This is a genomic window from Paenibacillus germinis, assembly GCF_013141785.1.
Taxonomy (GTDB): Bacteria; Bacillota; Bacilli; order Paenibacillales; family NBRC-103111; genus Paenibacillus_E; species Paenibacillus_E phytorum.
Genome location: NZ_WHOC01000175.1, coordinates 63,223 through 81,303, shown reverse-complemented (window position 1 = coordinate 81,303; position 18,081 = coordinate 63,223). Strand labels below are relative to the sequence as shown.

Sequence of the window (18,081 nt, the reverse complement as noted above, 5' to 3'; positions counted from 1 at the left end):
TCGCAAAAGCTGTACGAATAAGGCGTGAAATGATTCATAAACCGACGAAACCGGATAGTTGCATTTCGTAACAACCTGCACGAACTGTTCAAAATAGTTTCCGAAGCCTTCCCTGTTGCCTTTTTGTAGTTCCTGTATCAACGAATGTTCAATCTCGTAGGGATAGATGAGTTCATGTCGAAAGGCTGACAAATCCGCAAATGCAATTGTCCGGTTTCCACCCGCCGTGATTCTCGTTGCGAGTGCTTCCTCCGCTTCCAAATAACAATGGCGAATTCCGTCTATGCGGTCGCATACCGCGCCAATACCTATCGAGCAATCGAATTTCAAATACGTGTTTACCGAAAGCCGGCCCGATTCGGCTAACTGGTTGAATACCGTCCGGCACTGCGTCGCTTTCGTCTCAATCGGTACTTGCACGACAACGATCAGCCGGACCGCATCCTGGCCAAAGACGAAATAGCCGTTCACATTGTGCTGCTTCATCAAGTCCTGAAAGATACTGGATATAGCCAACAAAATCAGGTGCTTGTCATCCTTCTTAAACCTGCTGTATTGCTCGTAGTTTTCAGGTTCTACCAAGATGACGTCCCACCATGCGTCGGCTTGAATGTCATATTGCAAGGCCATTTCCCTGATCCGCTCTGGCTGCTCGTTATCATAATACCCGTAAATCGTTTGCATCATGAACGATTCGCGCAAAGAAAGAGTCTGCTTGCTCGATACATCATGATATTGGCCGATCTGGTTCTTCAAGTTGCCCCAATGATTTTGTATGAGGGCCCATTCATCTAATTTCGTTCCTCCCCGCGCAGATGGCACTCCGGCTTCCTGCCTCAATAAATTGCGGATTGGAGCATAAAGTTTCCTCGAATTCAAGTAGATGAGCAGCATGCCCAAAATGAGCGATCCTAGACAAACGAGCACAGTCGTCTGCGCAACCTGCTTTTTTGGCGAAGCCATGACCGAAAGCGGGACATTGAGAACCGTCATCCATTCGTTCATATCCGATTTTGCGTAAACCGTGTATAAGCCCGCTTCCGCATGACTGAAAAAGCCCGATCGCCCCTTCGCGTTCAGCTTCTGCTTCCAACCCTCCAGATTACCGCCAAAGATCGATCCAAGCTGAGACTTATCGTTATGGGAGACGACTGTACCCGTTTCGTCCAAAAGCATCAGGCTTCCCATATTGAACCTCTCCGCTGCACGTAAGATCGAATGAAAAGAACTTTCATCCACCTCGACGGTCAAATAAGCGCGCGGCGTATCCGTAAAAATAGGTAACGGCTGCACAAAGGTAATGACGTCGATCGAGCCTTTCTTCAGCATCATCCATTTCGGCTTAGACATGGCTCCTACCGTGTTGAGGAACGGATAGGTGTCCCGCAAAGCGTCTAATTTCTGATAACCCTTCTCACTGGACAACACGAATTTCTCCTCCGGCAAAAAAAGATTGACCGTATTCGTAAACTCGATTGACCTTGACGCTGCGGTCAACTTGTCCAACACATCGACCATTTCTACAAAGTCGCGGCGATCGGTCTTGTACAAGTATTGCTGCATGCCTGGGTCAAGCGTAATCCCGCGCGATGACTTCGATATGGATTTCAAAGCGCTGTCGACGCGCTCCTGAATCTGTTCGATCATTTCGAGGTTAGCCATGTTTACCTGTCGTTCCAAATGGTCGGAGACGATCGCATATGTCAAAAAAGCGGCAAGAAGAATGGGGATGCATAGAACAATAATTCCGAAGCCCAGCAGCCTCCTGTAATACATCCCTCTTGCGAGAACCGATTGGATGGCATCTCTAATCATACGCATGCTTCTCCTCCCTATTCATTACCGTCATGATTTCCTTTATTATAGCTACAATAAAAGCGCTTGCATACTTACTCTTTTAAAAAAAGCCTTCTATTCCTCCTGTTCAGAAAAGTATAGAAGACTGCTAGATTTGCCTTATGTGTTAACTTAAGCTGCCTAAAGCCTATTTAATTCTAGAATGGATAAAGCTATTCATGAATTGGCGCTGAAACGGCAGGAAAACGATCATCAGAGGCGCTATAACTAGCAGTGTCGTAGCACTAGCCTCTGTCTTGAACATCTGGCGCAAGAGGAAGATACCGAAGGCTGAGGCGAAATAAGGCAGCATAATACCCAGCTTGGCCGACGATAATTGTTCTTGAAATCATTCTCCAGCATCCCTTGAGGTACCATATACTCGATATATTTGGGTTCGGTGATTTTGGGCGAAGCAAGGTCTGCATGTTTGACCAACACCCCATTTTTCATCATGCCGCCAAACTACAAAAAGGCCACCGATGCACCGGTAGCCTTCCTACATTTTTTCAACAACTGTTTTATATGTCTTTATTCAACATCATTTCGAGAATAAGTTTATCAATCTCAGATGTTGCCTCATTACCTATACGGCAAAAGTTGTCGATCGTCTTCTCTGCTTCATTTTCGATAAATCCATTCGTTGAGGAAATCGTCATTCCTTTTGATGCGAGAAGTGCTGATTGTACCGCTGCACTCGTACAGGTCGCTACTTTCATAGCGCAGCCGCCTTTTGCTCCATCGCACATCATCCCGGATACATTACCCAGCATGTTTTGGATCGCCGCTTTAATCTCCGTTTTCCCTCCACCAAGCAGATAAGTAATGCCGCAGCTTGCACCCGTACCGGATACGGTGACCCCGCATAATGCGGATAATCGCCCAAACTTGGATTTGATATGAATGGTGACCAAATGGCTTAGCGCAACAGCGCGAATGAGTTGCTCTTCAGAGGCACCAAGCTTTTCTGCAGCCGCTACAACAGGGTTTGTCGCTGCAATGCCTTGGTTTCCGCTTCCCGAATTTGCCATAACCGGCATGGAGGATCCCGCCATGCGAGCATCCGATCCAGCTGCTGCAAGAGCCATGGCATGAGAGATTAAATCGTCGGACAAAATACCTTTTTGCACATTTTCTTTAATCGTTTTACCGACTTCGAGACCGTACGCATGTTCCAAACCGTCTAATCCAGCTTTGCGGTTAAGCTCGATACTTTGCTTGACCAAACCGAGGTCCGCAAGATCCACCGTGTTCACGAATTCCACAATCGAATCAATCGTTAGCTCGCTGCGTTCTTCATTGGAACTCTTGAAACTCGCGTTGGCGCAGCCTCCCATATCAACGATCTGTCCATCAACTTCTATCAAAGTGATATTCGTATGATTATCCGTAATAACAACCTTCGCATACCTTTTATCAGCTTCAATAATAACCTCAATATATAATTTCTTTGGCGTATCGGCGAGATGGACAACAGAAATCCCTCGTTCCACCATATCCTGCGCCACAGAAATATCTTCGGGCTTAATATCGGCAAGCACTTCTAGCTGCTTCTCCGCATTACCGGCAATTGCACCTAACGCAGCGACAAAATCGATCCCTGTCAGGCCTGTTCCGGGTATACCAACTGCAAGTGCATTCTTGATTATACCTGCGCTTGCATAAACAGTAATTTTATCGATAGTGCCATCCACATAAGTCCTAGCCTTTGCCGCAGCTAAGGCAATCGCAACCGGCTCTGTGCAGCCCAGCGCGATAACGAGTTCGTTTTGCAGTATGTTTATGAATGTATTCGTCCTCATGTTGAGCCTCCCTTAACACCGAAAGGCACCAAAAGACCTTCGACTGATTCTTAAAATATACAATAGTTGCTTCACCTAGTTCAACTCGTAAATTTTGAGAACGGTTATGAATTGTGTTGCTCTTAGCTCGCTCGTTCCGTTTTTGCAGACAAGGAAGCGAGTGCAGATTCATTGAATCCTTTAACTATGAGCCATACAGCTAGAATCATTTCATTAGTTGCTACTGGCAGCGCCAAAATAGCACCCCAAAAAGAAACTTGTTGAATGACACCGAACATGACTAACAAGGCACAAATAAAAACAAGTGTTGCCCCTGTCATACCCAAGATGGAGATAAACCTGGGTACGAGCTTGGATTTATAAAATATATAACTGTACATCATCGTATTGATGCCCAGCATGAAAAGAGGCCCAAGCAGAAAGGTCCAGTCATGTACGGCTTTTAATACTATACCTGAAGCTTGAAAAGAGGCGGTATCCGGAGCCGCCGCTGCTGCAAATTCCCGACTTAAGGTCAACAGGGACAGAACGCTGATTATACCAATAGTAATAATAATGGCTTCAAGAAACCTGAAGCAAAGATGCCAAAGAGCAATAGTTTCATTATATTTTCTTAAAATTGGAAACATTGTAGTTGCAGTACCAACCGCTGAAACGACTAGCATTAACTCCATAAGCGCTCCCAGTATCACCTGGTTGGCATGTTCGGAACCTTTCCTCAGGTAATCTGGACCATTTAGTATAGGATCGTATAAAAGAAGACCTATTATCGCCGTAACTGCTGCAAGTATAAACAGTACGCCCACAATCAATGCGCTCTTTTTATTAGCATTCATTTATTTAGCTCCTTTTTTGAATTTATTTCCTTACAGTTATGACCACGTTCCCCCACGGGCTGCGCTGCCCATCTTCCCTCAGCGCCACCGATCTCCGTGCTTCTTCACGTAGTGCGCAAACACAAAGCGCCAAGGGATGATGAAAGGAAAAATCACGACTATCAAGCATTCTAAGGCTATCGCCAAGGTTGACTCGTCCATTTGACCGGAGTACCACAGTGGGAGCGCAACGATAATCATCCAGATCGACTTCCACACTAATTCCCACAGAAGCAAAGGCAGCATCTGCAGCGGATACCGCAGTCCCAGAACTGACAGAGCTGAAAAGGCGGCTAGCATGCATTGGACCACTCCTTCCATAAGTTCCCACGGCTTTTCATGGTGGATGACTCCAGGCCATACCACAATACCGAGTCCCACGACGACAAGAAGGTACAGCGCCCTTAACGAATAAAGACGAAATAACGAGACATCCACAATGATTGCTGTTTTCATGTTAGTATTCATATGTTTATCTCCTTTTTTGAATTCATGATCTCACAGTGATGACTACATTTCCCTTTTTGTGCCCTTTCTCGACATACCTATGCGCCTCGGGAATTTCTTCTAACGGAAAGTACCTATCGATGACCGGTTTTATCTTTCCTCCCTCAATAAGCTCCTTCAGGAAGACTAGATGTTCAACACGGACCTTTTGTGACATATTCACACTCACATAGGTTCCGTTCGGGCGAAGCACTTTCTTGCATGTTGATTTTGTGATTTTCGATATTTTTTTGCCAACGGCATCAAAGATTAAATCATAATGTTCTCCACTCGATGTAAAATCCTGTTTCGTATAATCAATTACCTTATCTGCTCCTATAGATTGCACCAATTCAAGATTCCTAGTGCTGCATACCCCTGTTACATCCGCCCCAAAATATTTGGCAAGCTGTATCGCATAAGTACCTACACTTCCAGAAGCGCCATAAACAAGAACCTTCATTCCACTCGCGATATTTCCTCTTTTAAGAGCATTCAATGCGGTAATGCCCCCAACAGGAACAGCCGCGGCCTCCTCATACGTCAAATTGGTCGGTTTTATAGCTAATACGCCATCTTCAGGCAGACATTTGTACTCGGCATATGCACCAAAGCCAATACCACAGTAGGCAAAAACTTGATCGCCCTTCTTAAATTTTTTAACATTCTTGCCAACCACCTCGACTTCCCCGGCTAACTCAAACCCTAATATCGTTACTTTTTTGGGCCTTATGAATCCATTGTAAAGTCTTGCTAGGAAGGGGTCAGCCTTTCGCATGCGCCAGTCCCCTGCTGTTACCGTTGTCGCATAGTTTTTCAGCAGTATTTCATTGTCCTTGGGTGTAGGTTTTTCTAACTCTTTCAGATGAAGAACATCAGGCGATCCGTAATTGGCGTATACAATTGCTCTCATAGTTATCTCTCCTAATTAATAATTCTTCTTCATCCAATCCGTGATACCAAGACCCTCTGATTCATGTAAGTCATCCACATCAGCCATTCTTAGTAATGATCCGTCTTTGATCGCAATGAAGCAGTCCAATAATGATTCAATTTCCGCAATCTCATGGCTTGTCATGATGAGTGTCTGAGATTCCAAGTCAACATAAGAAATCATTCCCTTAACGATAGATTCTCGCACCATGGGGTCAAGTCCGGACAATGGTTCATCCATTAGAATGTAGGGTACTTCTCTGGCCAAAGTAAGCATGATTTTTAATCGACCACGATTTCCTTTCGAGAGGTCTTTGATTTTCATATGAGGCTCCAGCTGTATAAACTTCATGATTTCTTCCGCTTTAGCCATGTTAAAATCCGTATATTGGGAAGCCTGAAAATCCATCGCTTCACGTACTGTGAATATAGAATAAAAAGAACCCATCTCCGATAAATAAGAAACTACTTTGCTGATTCTTCGATTGGCAGTCTCCCCATTTACGGTTAACCTCCCACTCGTAGGATGCGACAGTCCGGAAATAAGTTTCAATAGCGTTGACTTCCCACTGCCGTTCTCACCCACAATGCCAATAATTTTACCTATGGGCAAAGTGAGTGAAATGTTATTGAGTACGAACTGCTTAACATATTTTTTGGAAACATTCGTCAATTGAATCAAATTACTCATCTCCTTTATCAAATTTGCTTAAGTGGTCCTGTAGCCCTGATATGATTTCATAAGAGCTGAATCCCATTTCCTGCATGACCTGGACGAAAGAAAGGATTTGCTCATTTTTTAAATTTTCACGTTGTTGTACCAAACGATCCTCTTGTTCCGTGATAAATGTACCTTGACCTCTTTTTGTTTCCAGAATACCCTCACGCTCCAACTCACTGTAAGTACGCTGAATTGTGTTTGGATTAACACTGTATTTGATCCCCATTTCTCGAACAGAAGGAAGCTTCTCACCTGCTTTCAATTCTTTGCTTACAATCTGTCGATTGATTCGATCCGCTAATTGCAGATAAATGGGCTTTGAAGCATTAAATTCTTCCATTCTTACACCTCAACTTTATTGTCAACGATCCATGCGCTCAAAAAGAATAATCCAATGATAAAAATGAAGGTATACAAATATTCTCCTGCATATGTTTGTATTGGTTGTATTGAAAAAGTAGGGAAATTATAAGTAATACTCCCCCATTTCGTTACTAAACTATACAGTTTAGTGGATTCCAATAGGACAGATATCCAACTAGGTATGATAACTGCCCCAATAATTACTAACCAGCTCCAACGCCCGATTGCAAATTTAAGGAATTGGTATAACGCCCAAATAAATAACACCCAAACGCCAATGATGATAGAAATGACAATAATATGAAGAAATATTAATAATCCCGATATCCAAATATCCGTCCAGTACGCTTCAATTAAGTTGAACTTGGGTATGATCAGCAATCCAGACATCACATATAACATCAGTAGGGAAATAACAAGCATCATCAGCCCGTTCACTATCTTACTAATTAACAATGTAGAAGCCGGCCCAGGATTATGCAGCCATAGATGCAGCTGATTTGCCTCTGTTTTCAAACTGATAAATACCATTATCGGTACATATAAAATATGCAAAACAATAGCAACTACTAAGGGTAAGAAAATAAGTAATGTATGATCTGCTTTCATCTCCATATATAACGTCAACAAGACAACCAATAAATTAATTACAAGCCCTACGAAAAAAACGGTTCTTGTTAATTTAAAATCTTTTTTAAATAAAGCTACCCATGCCCTCATCCAAATCTCTCCTTCTTAATGAAACTAAACAATTGAACTACTGTATTAATTCAATAGTACACTAAGACATTATGTATGTAAATAGACAATTAAAAAGAAGCAAGAAGGAATACCTTCTTGCTTCCGGTTTTGGTCCAATCTCGAACAGCCGGAGTCCGTGGCAGAACGTTTGGTTCAGACTGCGGTTGTGGCGTTATAATTAATCTAAATTTTCATAATTGTTAAGACAAACGGCTGGACCAGCAGTACTAATTTCTTTGTCTATATTGGAAAATTTCTCGAAATTGCGAGTAAACCGTTCAGCCAACTCCCAAGCGGCCTTCTCATACGCCGCTTGATCCTTCCAAGTATGACGGGGAACAAGAACTTTGCTTGGAACTCCCTCCACGAAATCGGGACAGAGTACACCAAAGATCGGATCGGCGGTAAACGTCGCTTGCTCGATACTTCCATTCAAAGCAGCGGTTACCATCGCACGGGTGAAAGTTAAATTCATTCTTTTCCCAACACCATAGGGACCACCGGACCAACCCGTGTTAACCAAATACACGTTAACTTGGTGCTCCTCAATTTTATTTCCTAATAACCCTGCGTACACGGTTGGATGGAGCGGAAGGAACGGTGCCCCAAAGCATGTGGAGAATGTCGCTTCCGGTTCCGTTACTCCTCTCTCGGTACCTGCCAGCTTCGAAGTATAACCTGACAAGAAATGATACATCGCCTGTTCCTTCGTCAGCTTCGAAATAGGAGGCAGCACGCCGAAAGCATCAGCTGTTAAGAAAATGATGACGTTCGGATGCCCCCCCTTCCCTGGGATACAGAATACACTTACCAAGTACGCCCAATATAAAAAACGGTTGACGCAGTCAACCGAACTAAACCAAGATCTATTGAACGATTTAATGAAGCTCCGTGCTCCAAAAAGTGTAACCGGTTCACAGCTCCAAAAAGGGATCGATGAAAAAACATTAGAGCTGATTCAAACATGTATTCAAAACTCTATGGACCTGCAAACGGCCGAAGATATCGCTCAATTAGCCGGCGTAAGTTTATCTACGATTCGCAATTATTTGAAATACTTAACAAAAGAAGGCATCGTTGATGAATTCCTTCAATACGGTTCAATAGGACGTCCGCAAAAGCTATATCGTATGAAAAGAAAATAAATCATATATATTCAGAGTTTTTTTCACAGTCTTTCCACAGGTCATCCACTGAGATTTTATAGATGGCTTCCCATATCGGACAATGGCGATGGATCACGGACGGAGATTACCTTTAATCAGAAAGGAATTCGTGTTTTTCACTCATCGCTTTCTAAGTAGCGCCAGTACGCAGGATAAGTTTTTGCGAATAGCACTTGCATCTACAAATTCTTTGGAGGAATTAAAAAGAGGATTGGAGATCTTAAAAGATAATCTCAGATAAAATAACGATGTTGCATGGTATACCGCCCAACGTCATAAAGAACCCGAAAGAGACAAAAGCTAAATGACAAGTAACCCAGTCATCTAGCTTTTTCTCTGAAACGGATATTCTTAACTTACAAATAATACGAAGAAAATCGTTTTGTAATCCTGCCTGTTATTTTAAATTGTTATATTCATCATCCGTTACGGGTTCCAACCATTCGTTGCCCCCCATTTGAACATTAGTACTTATCGCGATATGTGTAAACCAACTATCCGGTGTAGCACCATGCCAATGTTTCACATCCGGAAGGATCTTTACTACATCCCCTTCATGAAGCACCTGTACAGGTTTGCCTTCTTCCTGATAATATCCTTTTCCGCCGGTAACAAGCAGAATCTGGCCCCCTGCATGCTTATGCCAGTTATTTCTTGCGCCTGGTTCAAAAGTTACATTACCTATTGGGCAATTAAAAGTGCTGTCAGTAGAAACTAGCATTTCAAGCCATGCTGTCCCTATGAAATAGTTATTCGTAATTTTTTCACCTTTCGGGAAGATTACACTTTCATTCAAATGATTTGATTTATTCATTTTTATTCTCCTCGTATACTAAATTTAGGTTAAATTGCATGAAACTTAGTCCATTTTCCACCAGATTACAAAGTAGACATGTCAATTACGAATCGATAACGCACATCACTACGGAGAACACGCTCAAACGCTTCGTCTACTTGATCAGCACTGATCACCTCAATTTTAGGGGCAATGCCGTGCTGAGCGGAGAAATCGAGCATCTCTTGCGTTTCCCGGATTCCGCCAACGAGTGAACCTGCAATACTGCGACGCTTCATGATTAAAGAAAATACATTGTATTTATCGGGCTGGTTTGGTGCACCAACATTTACTAGGGCTCCATCTACACGAAGCATGGATAAATACGTATCAACATCAAGATTTGCAGACACTGTGTTTAAAATGAGGTCAAAACGACTAACCAACTCTGTAAATGTAGCGGGATCGCTGGTTGCAAAGTAATGATCTGCTCCCAAACTCAGGGCTTCGTCTTTCTTATTTAAAGACTGACTCAGGACCGTTACTTCAGCACCCATGGCATGCGCATATTGGACCGCTAGGTGGCCAAGACCTCCCATTCCCACAACTGCAACCTTCTTACCTGGGCCAGCGTTCCATTTTTTCAAAGGAGAATACGTGGTGATACCTGCGCACAATAGTGGACTTGCCACATCCAAATCCAGAGCGTCTGGAATACGGACAACGAAGTCTTCCTTTACAACGATTTTCTGGCTATATCCGCCGTATGTTGGATTGCCATCATAATCTAATGAATTATAGGAGTTGACAACGCCTTTCGCACAAAATTGCTCCTCGCCGCTAAGGCAGTATTCGCATTGTCCACAGGAGTCAACAAAGCAACCAACACCAACATGATCGCCAACGGCAAATTTCGTAACTTCTGATCCAACTGCTGTTACGACTCCAGCCATTTCGTGACCGGGAACCATCGGGTACATTCCGCCTCCCCATTCACCGTAAGCATTATGAATGTCGGAATGGCATATACCACAAAACTTAATATCGATTAAGACGTCGTCCTGACGTAATTTTCTCCGCTCAATAGTGATCTTTTCAAATGGCGCTTTTGCACCTGGGACACTTAGCACATGGGTCTTACACATGATTTTTCACTACTCCTTCTCTCTGGTAAAGTGAGGTCGCCGGATAAATTTGAATGCACTTTAATCGATTTTTCTTACTCCAGCCGCCTTTACAAAACGCACATCAACACTTTAATGAACATTTGACTATTATTATATACAAGTTCATTATTCTTGCAATTGTTAAAAGAACATGATTTGTTAATTAGTGAACAAATACCTGAATATTGTTTATTATTATAAGAAAGTCCGGTGACCTCAAAGTCTAAAGTTGATAGAAGAATACTCAAAACACAAGAAGCCTTAAAAAAAGCCGTTAAATATGATTTGCTCGATAAGCCTATAGAAACACACATCAATGAACTCCGCGAAATGTGTAAAGCGGCAGCAGATATGGATTTTATAAATGGGTCACTGATTTGGACCGAATATTTTGATAATAATTACACTTTTTTTTCGATGATGTTAACGAGCCAAGGTGCTCCTTATTTTCGTAATCAGTTCCTTGATTTTCTTCTCGAAGAGTTTAAGGATGAGGTGGATGTAACCTCAGGAATAAACCAGGGATTCAATGAAGATGTTATCGTTAGGTTTGTTGCATCGGCCTACGTAGGGATAGTGGAATATTGGTTCACCAATGAGAAGCCTTTCCCCCATCATGTTTTGGCAGAACAGATGGGGACATTGTTAGATCTAAAAAAGCCGATCTTCCTGCAGCGGAATTTCGGCTATTTTTTATTTTCTAGTAACGCACAATCAGAGGCCAGTCCTTTTTTCTAGCTCCTCCGTATACCGCGCTCCCATCAAAGTAATCTTCGAGGCCGCGGAATTTATATTATGTAAATCCTCAAGCGTCAGTTCAAGGTTAGCTGCTCCCAAGTTTTCTTCCAGACGATTCAATTTCCGCGTACCTGGGATCGGGACAATCCACGGTTTTTGAGCAAGCAGCCACGCGAGTGCAATTTGAGCAGGTGTCGCTTTCTTCTGTTCGGCTACTTCTTTAAGTAAGTCTACCATTACCTGATTTGCTTCAAGAGCCTCAGGTGTAAAGCGCGGAAGAATACTACGGATATCGCCATTGTCAAATGTCGCATTTGCATTATAACTTCCCGTTAGGTATCCTTTACCCAAAGGACTGAACGGAACAAAGCCTATGCCGAGCTCCTCAAGGGTAGGCAACAACTCCTCTTCGGGACGTCTCCACCATAGTGAGTATTCGCTCTGGACTGCGGCAAGCGGCTGGACTGCGTGCGCACGACGGATCGTCTTCACTCCTGCCTCAGAAAGCCCCCAATGCTTAACTTTACCTTCCTGAATCAGTTCTTTCATTGCTCCCGCTACTCCCTCGATTGGCACATCCGGATCAACTCGATGCTGATAGTAGAGGTCAATGGCTTCGACTTTAAGCCGTTTAAGCGAGTCTTCGACAACTTTCTTGATATGCTCAGGTCGACTATTCATCCCAGTCTGTTTACCATCTTGAATATTAAAGCCGAACTTGGTGGCAATCACCACTTTATCCTTAAAGGGAAGGAGCGCTTCTCCTACAAGCTCTTCGTTCATGTAGGGTCCATACACTTCGGCGGTGTCAAAGAAAGTAACGCCACGTTCAACAGCATCTCGAATTACGGAGATCATTTCCTGCTTGTCGGAAGCTGGACCAAAACCGTAGCTCATTCCCATGCAACCGAGCCCGATAGTAGAAACTTCCAGTCCACTTTTCCCCAATTTACGCTTTTGCATAATTATCTTCCTTTCTTTATCCAGTTTCAGATTGTCTTATTGTTTAAGGACGTAACCTTATTATGCAATAAATGAAAAAATGACTGGTATCTCATTTGTCTTAAATGATTGCCTAATTCTCTTAGTAGCTAAAATTAAATAAGGAGCAGCTGCCTTAGACAAACTTCTCCTCATAGATTATCGTTATTTTATTATTTTTGAGCTCTCGTGGACATGGTTGACCCAATGTCTAGTAAAAAAGAACATGGCTTCACAAACAAGCCGTGTCCTTCTTTTTATGCCTTAAGCAAGATTAATTTCTTTTATGAGTTCGAGTGGTATCTTAGGCTTCCGATCCTCTGTAAGCAATCCGTTGACTTCCTGTTGAACATCGGTTATTTGAGTGTAACAATATCCACTAATATAATCCGTATCTTTAATCGCTTGTGTAATGTTCCTAAAGCGCTCGATAAAGGCTTCCTCATTCTCAACCTGATTTCCATAGCCCCAGCCTTTCCCTGTATTAAAAGCAATACCTCCGAATTCAGTGATCATAATCGGTTGGCCACGGTAGGCGTATCCTTGGGCCATGGCGTATTTCCCCTTATTGAATGAGAATTCGTTGTTCACGAGTCCATCTTTGTCTGTATATCGCTTTAAGAATGCAGAACCTTTTTCCTCATAATCATGTAATGTCAAAATGTCTGAAACGGTGTGCTCCCAGCCATCATTTACGATAACAGGCCGATGCGGGTCTAGTGATTTGGTCAAGTGATAGATACTTTCCGTAAACTTTTGTTGTCTTACGTTGGTGTAAATTTGTGCGATCCCCCATGATTCATTAAAAGGTACCCATGTCACGATACTAGGGTGATTGTACTGCTGGCGGACGATCTCCACCCATTCTGATGTGAACGTATCAATCGCCTCATCATTAAACTCAAAGGTTGCCGCCATTTCGGACCAGACCAGCACACCTTTCACATCACACCAGTACAGGAACCGGGCATCTTCAATCTTCATATGCTTCCTTACCCCGTTGTAACCCATAGCCAATATTGCATCAATGTCCTCAATTAACGCCTCCTCCGATGGCGGAGTCAAGTGACTGTCTGGCCAGTAACCCTGATCGAGAATAAGACGTTGATATATCGGTGTATTGTTAAGGAGTACTTTTCCTTTTTCAATCGAAATTTTTCTCATACCGAAGTAAGAGTATACATGATCAATGATGATGTCATCTTCATAAAGGATAAATTCCACATCGTATAAGTTTGGGTTATGCGGTGACCATGCTAATACCTTCCAAGGCCCATTCGCTTCATGTAATAAATTCATATCCACTTGGAGCCATGGGCGATCGATAACGAGACTCGTTTGCTTAAGAACTTTATCCTTCAAGCTAATCCGAGTTTCCAGACGGAGTTGTTTCAATTCGGCAGCCATGTGCGCCTGATACTCAAAGCGAACTGAATAATTATCGAGATCAGGCGTCATCTTAACAGACTTTAAATACGAGGTCGCTACATACTCTACCCACACACTTTGCCAAATGCCTGTTGTCTGCACATAAAAGCACTCAAAATTATCATCAACCCAACGCTGTTTGCCTCTTGGCTGTGTACAGCTTTGTGAGTCTTCCGCTTTCAACACGAGGGTATTGGATTCGCCAAGTAGAAGATACGGTGTAATGTCAAAAGAAAAAGCAGTGTATCCCCCTTGATGTTGTCCAACCATTGTTCCATTAACCCATAGCTTTGCTATATAGTCTACCGCCTGAAAATGAAGGATAACACGGTTCCCTTCTTGCTCCTTCGGGATATCCAAAGCACGCTCATACCATACATTCGGGTGAAACTTCTCTTCTCCAATCCCGCTCGCCTTCGTTTCGTAGGTGAACGGAACTGTTATTTTGCGATCTCCATTAAGCTGTTTATACCACTTTTCGATTTCCCCTACATTATCATCGTCAAAACGGAAATCCCATTCCCCGTTCAAATTGAGCCAAGAATCACGAACGAATTGAGGTCTTGGATAATCTTTGATATACATCTTAGTTGTCATAACTACACTCCTCTATCTTCTCTGTATTTATAACTACGCATTTCACTTCGAAACAGAAACTTTATGAAAAATAATATCCGAATGGTTCGAAAGTAGACCGATTTTGCCATGTGTATAAGCTCTCGGATCCTGATAATCGAGAACAGGATCCGTTGATCCGTTCCAAAATACACGTATTCGATTGCCGGTAACCTGAACGCTCATTCGATAGCTCGTATCCTTTTGAATCGTTAGAGGCACGGTTTTCAAAATCTCCTGTTTTCCGTAATTCACTTTTTTAAGCGTTAGTCCATCTTGGTTCATAGACGCATAATAACCTGTGAAGGCATCTTGCACTTGATGCGGATAGTACGATTCATGAACAGATCTGATCAGCAAGCCTGCATCGCTTGTCGGTATCGTGGGGAAATGGAACTCCGCATCCATTCGGTAATCCGTCCAGTCTTCACTTCCCGCGAATGTTTTTATATATTCGTGAGAGCGAGTTTCATAACCGCCATCTACAGGAATCCACATGCCCACCATCCCTTTAGGCACATTGTCTATTGGAGAGAACGCTTCATCACCCGGATAGAACGTCATCGTCTTGAACGAAAGCGAACCTTGGACAACTTTGATTTTCAGGTTTGCGTAACCTTCTTTCAATGCCATACTCCCAATGCGGGTTCGTTCCCAAGTTTGATCAGCTTTGTTCCGCTTTGGTACGATAAACCGCTGCTTTTCTGCTCCAGCAGCTATTTCTATCGTTGTCTCCGCATCCGATGGAAGCATATCCAAATCTATGCCGTAGGTTCCTGCCTGCTTCACCTGTATAGGATACTGCAGCCAATCTCCAGCCTTCGGCAAAACAGCTGCCAAACTGCCATCATCCGCTGCAATTCCTCGTTGCTCATTAGCTAAGGAATCTGAATAGCCACGGTTCTTATCTTTCAAATAATGTACCGCTTCAATACTCCCTGGGACAGGCTTGACGGTTTCATAATCACTGCTGCCACCCGCATCATTGCTATAACCCGTGAACAACATAGCAGGAGCGGACTTCGATGCAGAAGCATAGATGTAACCAATTTTACCTCCGGCAATCTGCCTATCTACCTCTAGCTTATGCATATTGTCCCAATAAACCTGAATCTTGCCATTTACACTTGTTACCCGAATCGTATGCAGTTTTGTTAGGTCCGTTTCCTTCGGGATTTCAGCTTTACCGACAAGGACCATCTTCCCCTCATTAACCCGCTGTACGATGAGCTCATGACTTTGCGAATCCACGTCCGTAAACATAAAATTTCGCTCATTCTCGTATGCAAATACAACGCCTATATGGGAAGAGCTTTCGTCATTCGACAATGCGTGGAAATTATACTCAGCTGTAAATGCCTGTTCCGTTGTAGAGTCGCTCACTACAATCGTTTTGTCACGCAATTGCTCTTGTTTCCAACCAACCGTACTTCCGGGAACCACTTCTTTGGCCGAAAAGTCAGGCATTTTGGCAACAGGACGGGCCATCGCGAAGGTAGGACCGAGTAGAGACATACGATCTCCATTAAATTGCAAACGGTCGATATTAAGCTTGCGTACAGGCGGGCCTGACGTCGATGCGCCTTCCAGATTGTGATACACCAAATAATAGGAATCCAGATCCGGTCCTAGAACAGTAGAACTGTGCCCTAGTCCATTAAATTTATCGTCCGTGCTGATCACGAATGGGTTGTTTTCCAATGTCCGATACGGACCTAAGGGTCCTTGATCAGAAATCGAATATTGAATTCGATAACCTGTGCTGAAGACATGATTACCGGTATAGGTAATTAGGTATTTCCCTTCTCTTTTCCAGATCGATGAGCCCTCTGTCCAGTGCTGCAAATAGGCTTCCGGGATCAGCTTATCGGGGCCAAACGTATAAGGATCTGACATTTCATTAGCCAAAATGCCTCGACCGGAAGCATGTGTAAAGTACCATTTCCCATCGTCATCAATAAATACAGAGCCATCGATCGACATCCCCAGATTATCCGTTTGGACCGTAAAAGGACCTGTGGGACTCTGGCTGCGGAGCACATAATGACCGCCGCCTCCCGGTGAGGTGTACATGTAGAAGTAACCGTTCCAGTAGACGACCTCCGGCGCATACGCCCCTTTAGTTATTAGCTCCTCGGTAACGAGTCCTTCCGGCTTCCAATTCACTAAATCTGCAGAACTCCACGCTTTTACGCCAATTTGATCATCCTGGGTACTGCAGTACAAATAGTACATACCGTTGTAACGGAGAACGAATGGATCGCCAATACCATAATCCTCCCACTCTTCAGCTAATTCCATGGGATTACTATAGGTAGGAACTTGACGCCAGCGTTCGAGCTCCATTCTCTTAGGTCCCTCTCCCTGACATGAGGTTAGAAAGACACCGAAACAGATCGTCACCATTACGCTCACCAATCTCTTCAATGATTTACACCTTCCGATTTCAAAGCGACCTTCGCACCCAATTTAGTACTTATCGTGATTCGAATGAAAAAGTTAATCAATAAAAGAATACAGACATCAAACCAAAGGCATTCCATCGTGCTTAACAAAAGCTGCTCCTGATTGTGTTTTAAAGTAAAAATCATGATATTGCTCAGAAGTAGATAGAGCAGCACATTTTGACCTAAGACTCGTAAAAAGCTCGTATATTTCATACTAATAACCAGCACTTTCGCAGCTAGGTAGTACACATACACTAAGAATGCGGAGCTTAATATCCAATAGATGGATGGTGGAAATCGTTCAGGAAGCCCCTGTCTCGCTATTACGTATGTGATGAATATTCCAGAAGCAGCTAAGGAACCTACTAAAAATTTCCAGTTCCACCCCAGCTTGTAGCGTGCGGCATACATCCCAATCAAGTAGTAAGGAAAATATTGCAGTACGGGAAAAGAAGCAAACTTTCTTGTGCCAATCAATAACCCTAACTGATTCACAGTCACTTTATCATAGGGTAGATACGTAGTAATTAGCAGTAAAACGACGACCACCCAAAACTTAAACTTTCGCTCAACCAACCAAGTTAATGGCTTAAATAATACCAACCCAACCAACATGATAAGTGAAAAAGAAATCAGAAACTCCGACCAGCCAGGAATATCTTGAAGAATCAGAATAGGCTTGATTGTGCTCCATGTTAGGGGCTTTCGATCTAAAAACAAGCGATAATAAGTACCTGAAATATAAAAAGCAATGAGTGTTTTCAACGCGGTTGACAGCATTCTTCCATATACTGCTTTGAACGGTTTATTGTAATAGGCTATTTGGCCAACGTAACCGAAACTAAATACGAAACCTGTAAACGTGACAATATTTACAACATCGATCACTCGTTGTGCTCCCGTAAAGACCATGGGATTGCTGAAAAATTGCAAGATATGACAGTACACCATCCCGATGACCAATAACCCTTTAAAGATGTCGATGCTGTAATCTCTTTCTTTATTCAT

16 protein-coding genes and 2 pseudogenes are annotated in these 18,081 nt (G+C 43.1%); 2 read left to right on the top strand and 16 right to left on the bottom strand.

Annotation, left to right across the window (positions count from 1 at the left end; genetic code table 11):
- The 10 genes and pseudogenes from GC102_RS33905 to GC102_RS33865 all read right to left on the bottom strand — a co-directional run.
- On the bottom strand, window positions 1-1,821 hold a 1,821-nt coding region (locus GC102_RS33905; protein ID WP_171693402.1), incomplete at its 3' end, for a PDC sensor domain-containing protein.
- A 163-nt stretch (window positions 1,822-1,984) separates the two neighbouring features.
- Window positions 1,985-2,173: pseudogene (locus GC102_RS40805) on the bottom strand (hypothetical protein); the annotation flags it as partial.
- A 184-nt stretch (window positions 2,174-2,357) separates the two neighbouring features.
- Window positions 2,358-3,638: an L-cysteine desulfidase family protein gene (locus GC102_RS33900; protein WP_171693401.1), complete on the bottom strand. Its 1,281-nt coding sequence runs from the start codon at window positions 3,636-3,638 to the stop codon at window positions 2,358-2,360.
- Between the two features lie 122 nt (window positions 3,639-3,760).
- Window positions 3,761-4,474, bottom strand: a complete 714-nt coding sequence (locus GC102_RS33895; protein ID WP_171693400.1) for a DUF4386 domain-containing protein — start codon at window positions 4,472-4,474, stop codon at window positions 3,761-3,763.
- 78 nt (window positions 4,475-4,552) lie between these two features.
- Window positions 4,553-4,981, bottom strand: a complete 429-nt coding sequence (locus tag GC102_RS33890) for a hypothetical protein (protein ID WP_216628255.1) — start codon at window positions 4,979-4,981, stop codon at window positions 4,553-4,555.
- Between the two features lie 22 nt (window positions 4,982-5,003).
- Window positions 5,004-5,912 carry an NAD(P)-dependent alcohol dehydrogenase gene (locus GC102_RS33885; protein WP_171693399.1) on the bottom strand — a complete coding sequence of 303 codons (909 nt, stop codon included), beginning with the start codon at window positions 5,910-5,912 and terminating at the stop codon, window positions 5,004-5,006.
- A 15-nt stretch (window positions 5,913-5,927) separates the two neighbouring features.
- Window positions 5,928-6,614: an ATP-binding cassette domain-containing protein gene (locus GC102_RS33880; RefSeq protein ID WP_216628254.1), complete on the bottom strand. Its 687-nt coding sequence runs from the start codon at window positions 6,612-6,614 to the stop codon at window positions 5,928-5,930.
- Window position 6,615: 1 nt separating this feature from the next.
- Window positions 6,616-6,993 (bottom strand): GntR family transcriptional regulator, encoded by a 378-nt coding sequence (locus GC102_RS33875; RefSeq protein WP_171693397.1) that lies wholly within the window; start codon window positions 6,991-6,993, stop codon window positions 6,616-6,618.
- Between the two features lie 2 nt (window positions 6,994-6,995).
- A complete protein-coding gene (locus GC102_RS33870) occupies window positions 6,996-7,736 on the bottom strand; it encodes a hypothetical protein (protein WP_171693396.1) in 741 nt (246 codons plus the stop codon).
- Window positions 7,737-7,935: 199 nt separating this feature from the next.
- A pseudogene (locus GC102_RS33865) lies at window positions 7,936-8,553 on the bottom strand (phosphoenolpyruvate carboxykinase (ATP)); the annotation flags it as partial.
- On the opposite strand from GC102_RS33865, the gene GC102_RS40195 reads away from it, so the two are divergent.
- Entirely contained in the window at window positions 8,519-8,902 is a 384-nt protein-coding gene (locus GC102_RS40195; protein WP_312883458.1) for an HTH domain-containing protein, read from the top strand. The pseudogene GC102_RS33865 and the gene GC102_RS40195 overlap by 35 nt on opposite strands.
- Window positions 8,903-9,320: 418 nt before the next feature.
- On the opposite strand, the gene GC102_RS33860 is transcribed toward GC102_RS40195, so the two are convergent.
- Together GC102_RS33860 and GC102_RS33855 are read right to left on the bottom strand one after the other, a co-directional pair.
- Window positions 9,321-9,737, bottom strand: a complete 417-nt coding sequence (locus GC102_RS33860; RefSeq protein ID WP_171693395.1) for a cupin domain-containing protein — start codon at window positions 9,735-9,737, stop codon at window positions 9,321-9,323.
- 65 nt (window positions 9,738-9,802) lie between these two features.
- Entirely contained in the window at window positions 9,803-10,843 is a 1,041-nt protein-coding gene (locus tag GC102_RS33855; protein ID WP_171693394.1) for an NAD(P)-dependent alcohol dehydrogenase, read from the bottom strand.
- A 231-nt stretch (window positions 10,844-11,074) separates the two neighbouring features.
- Here GC102_RS33855 and GC102_RS33850 point away from each other — a divergent pair, with 231 nt between their 5' ends.
- Window positions 11,075-11,602, top strand: a complete 528-nt coding sequence (locus GC102_RS33850; RefSeq protein WP_171693393.1) for a TetR-like C-terminal domain-containing protein — start codon at window positions 11,075-11,077, stop codon at window positions 11,600-11,602.
- Here the strand turns inward: GC102_RS33850 and GC102_RS33845 are convergent.
- From GC102_RS33845 to GC102_RS33830, 4 genes are all read right to left on the bottom strand, one after another.
- Window positions 11,579-12,565: an aldo/keto reductase gene (locus GC102_RS33845; RefSeq protein WP_171693392.1), complete on the bottom strand. Its 987-nt coding sequence runs from the start codon at window positions 12,563-12,565 to the stop codon at window positions 11,579-11,581. The genes GC102_RS33850 and GC102_RS33845 overlap by 24 nt on opposite strands.
- A 282-nt stretch (window positions 12,566-12,847) precedes the next feature.
- Window positions 12,848-14,608, bottom strand: coding sequence for a glycoside hydrolase family 2 protein (locus GC102_RS33840; RefSeq protein WP_171693391.1), 1,761 nt, complete (start codon window positions 14,606-14,608; stop codon window positions 12,848-12,850).
- 42 nt (window positions 14,609-14,650) lie between these two features.
- A complete protein-coding gene (locus tag GC102_RS33835) occupies window positions 14,651-17,053 on the bottom strand; it encodes a family 43 glycosylhydrolase (protein WP_171693390.1) in 2,403 nt (800 codons plus the stop codon).
- Window positions 17,050-18,081, bottom strand: coding sequence for an acyltransferase family protein (locus tag GC102_RS33830; protein WP_171693389.1), 1,032 nt, complete (start codon window positions 18,079-18,081; stop codon window positions 17,050-17,052). Before GC102_RS33830 ends, GC102_RS33835 begins: the two co-directional genes overlap by 4 nt.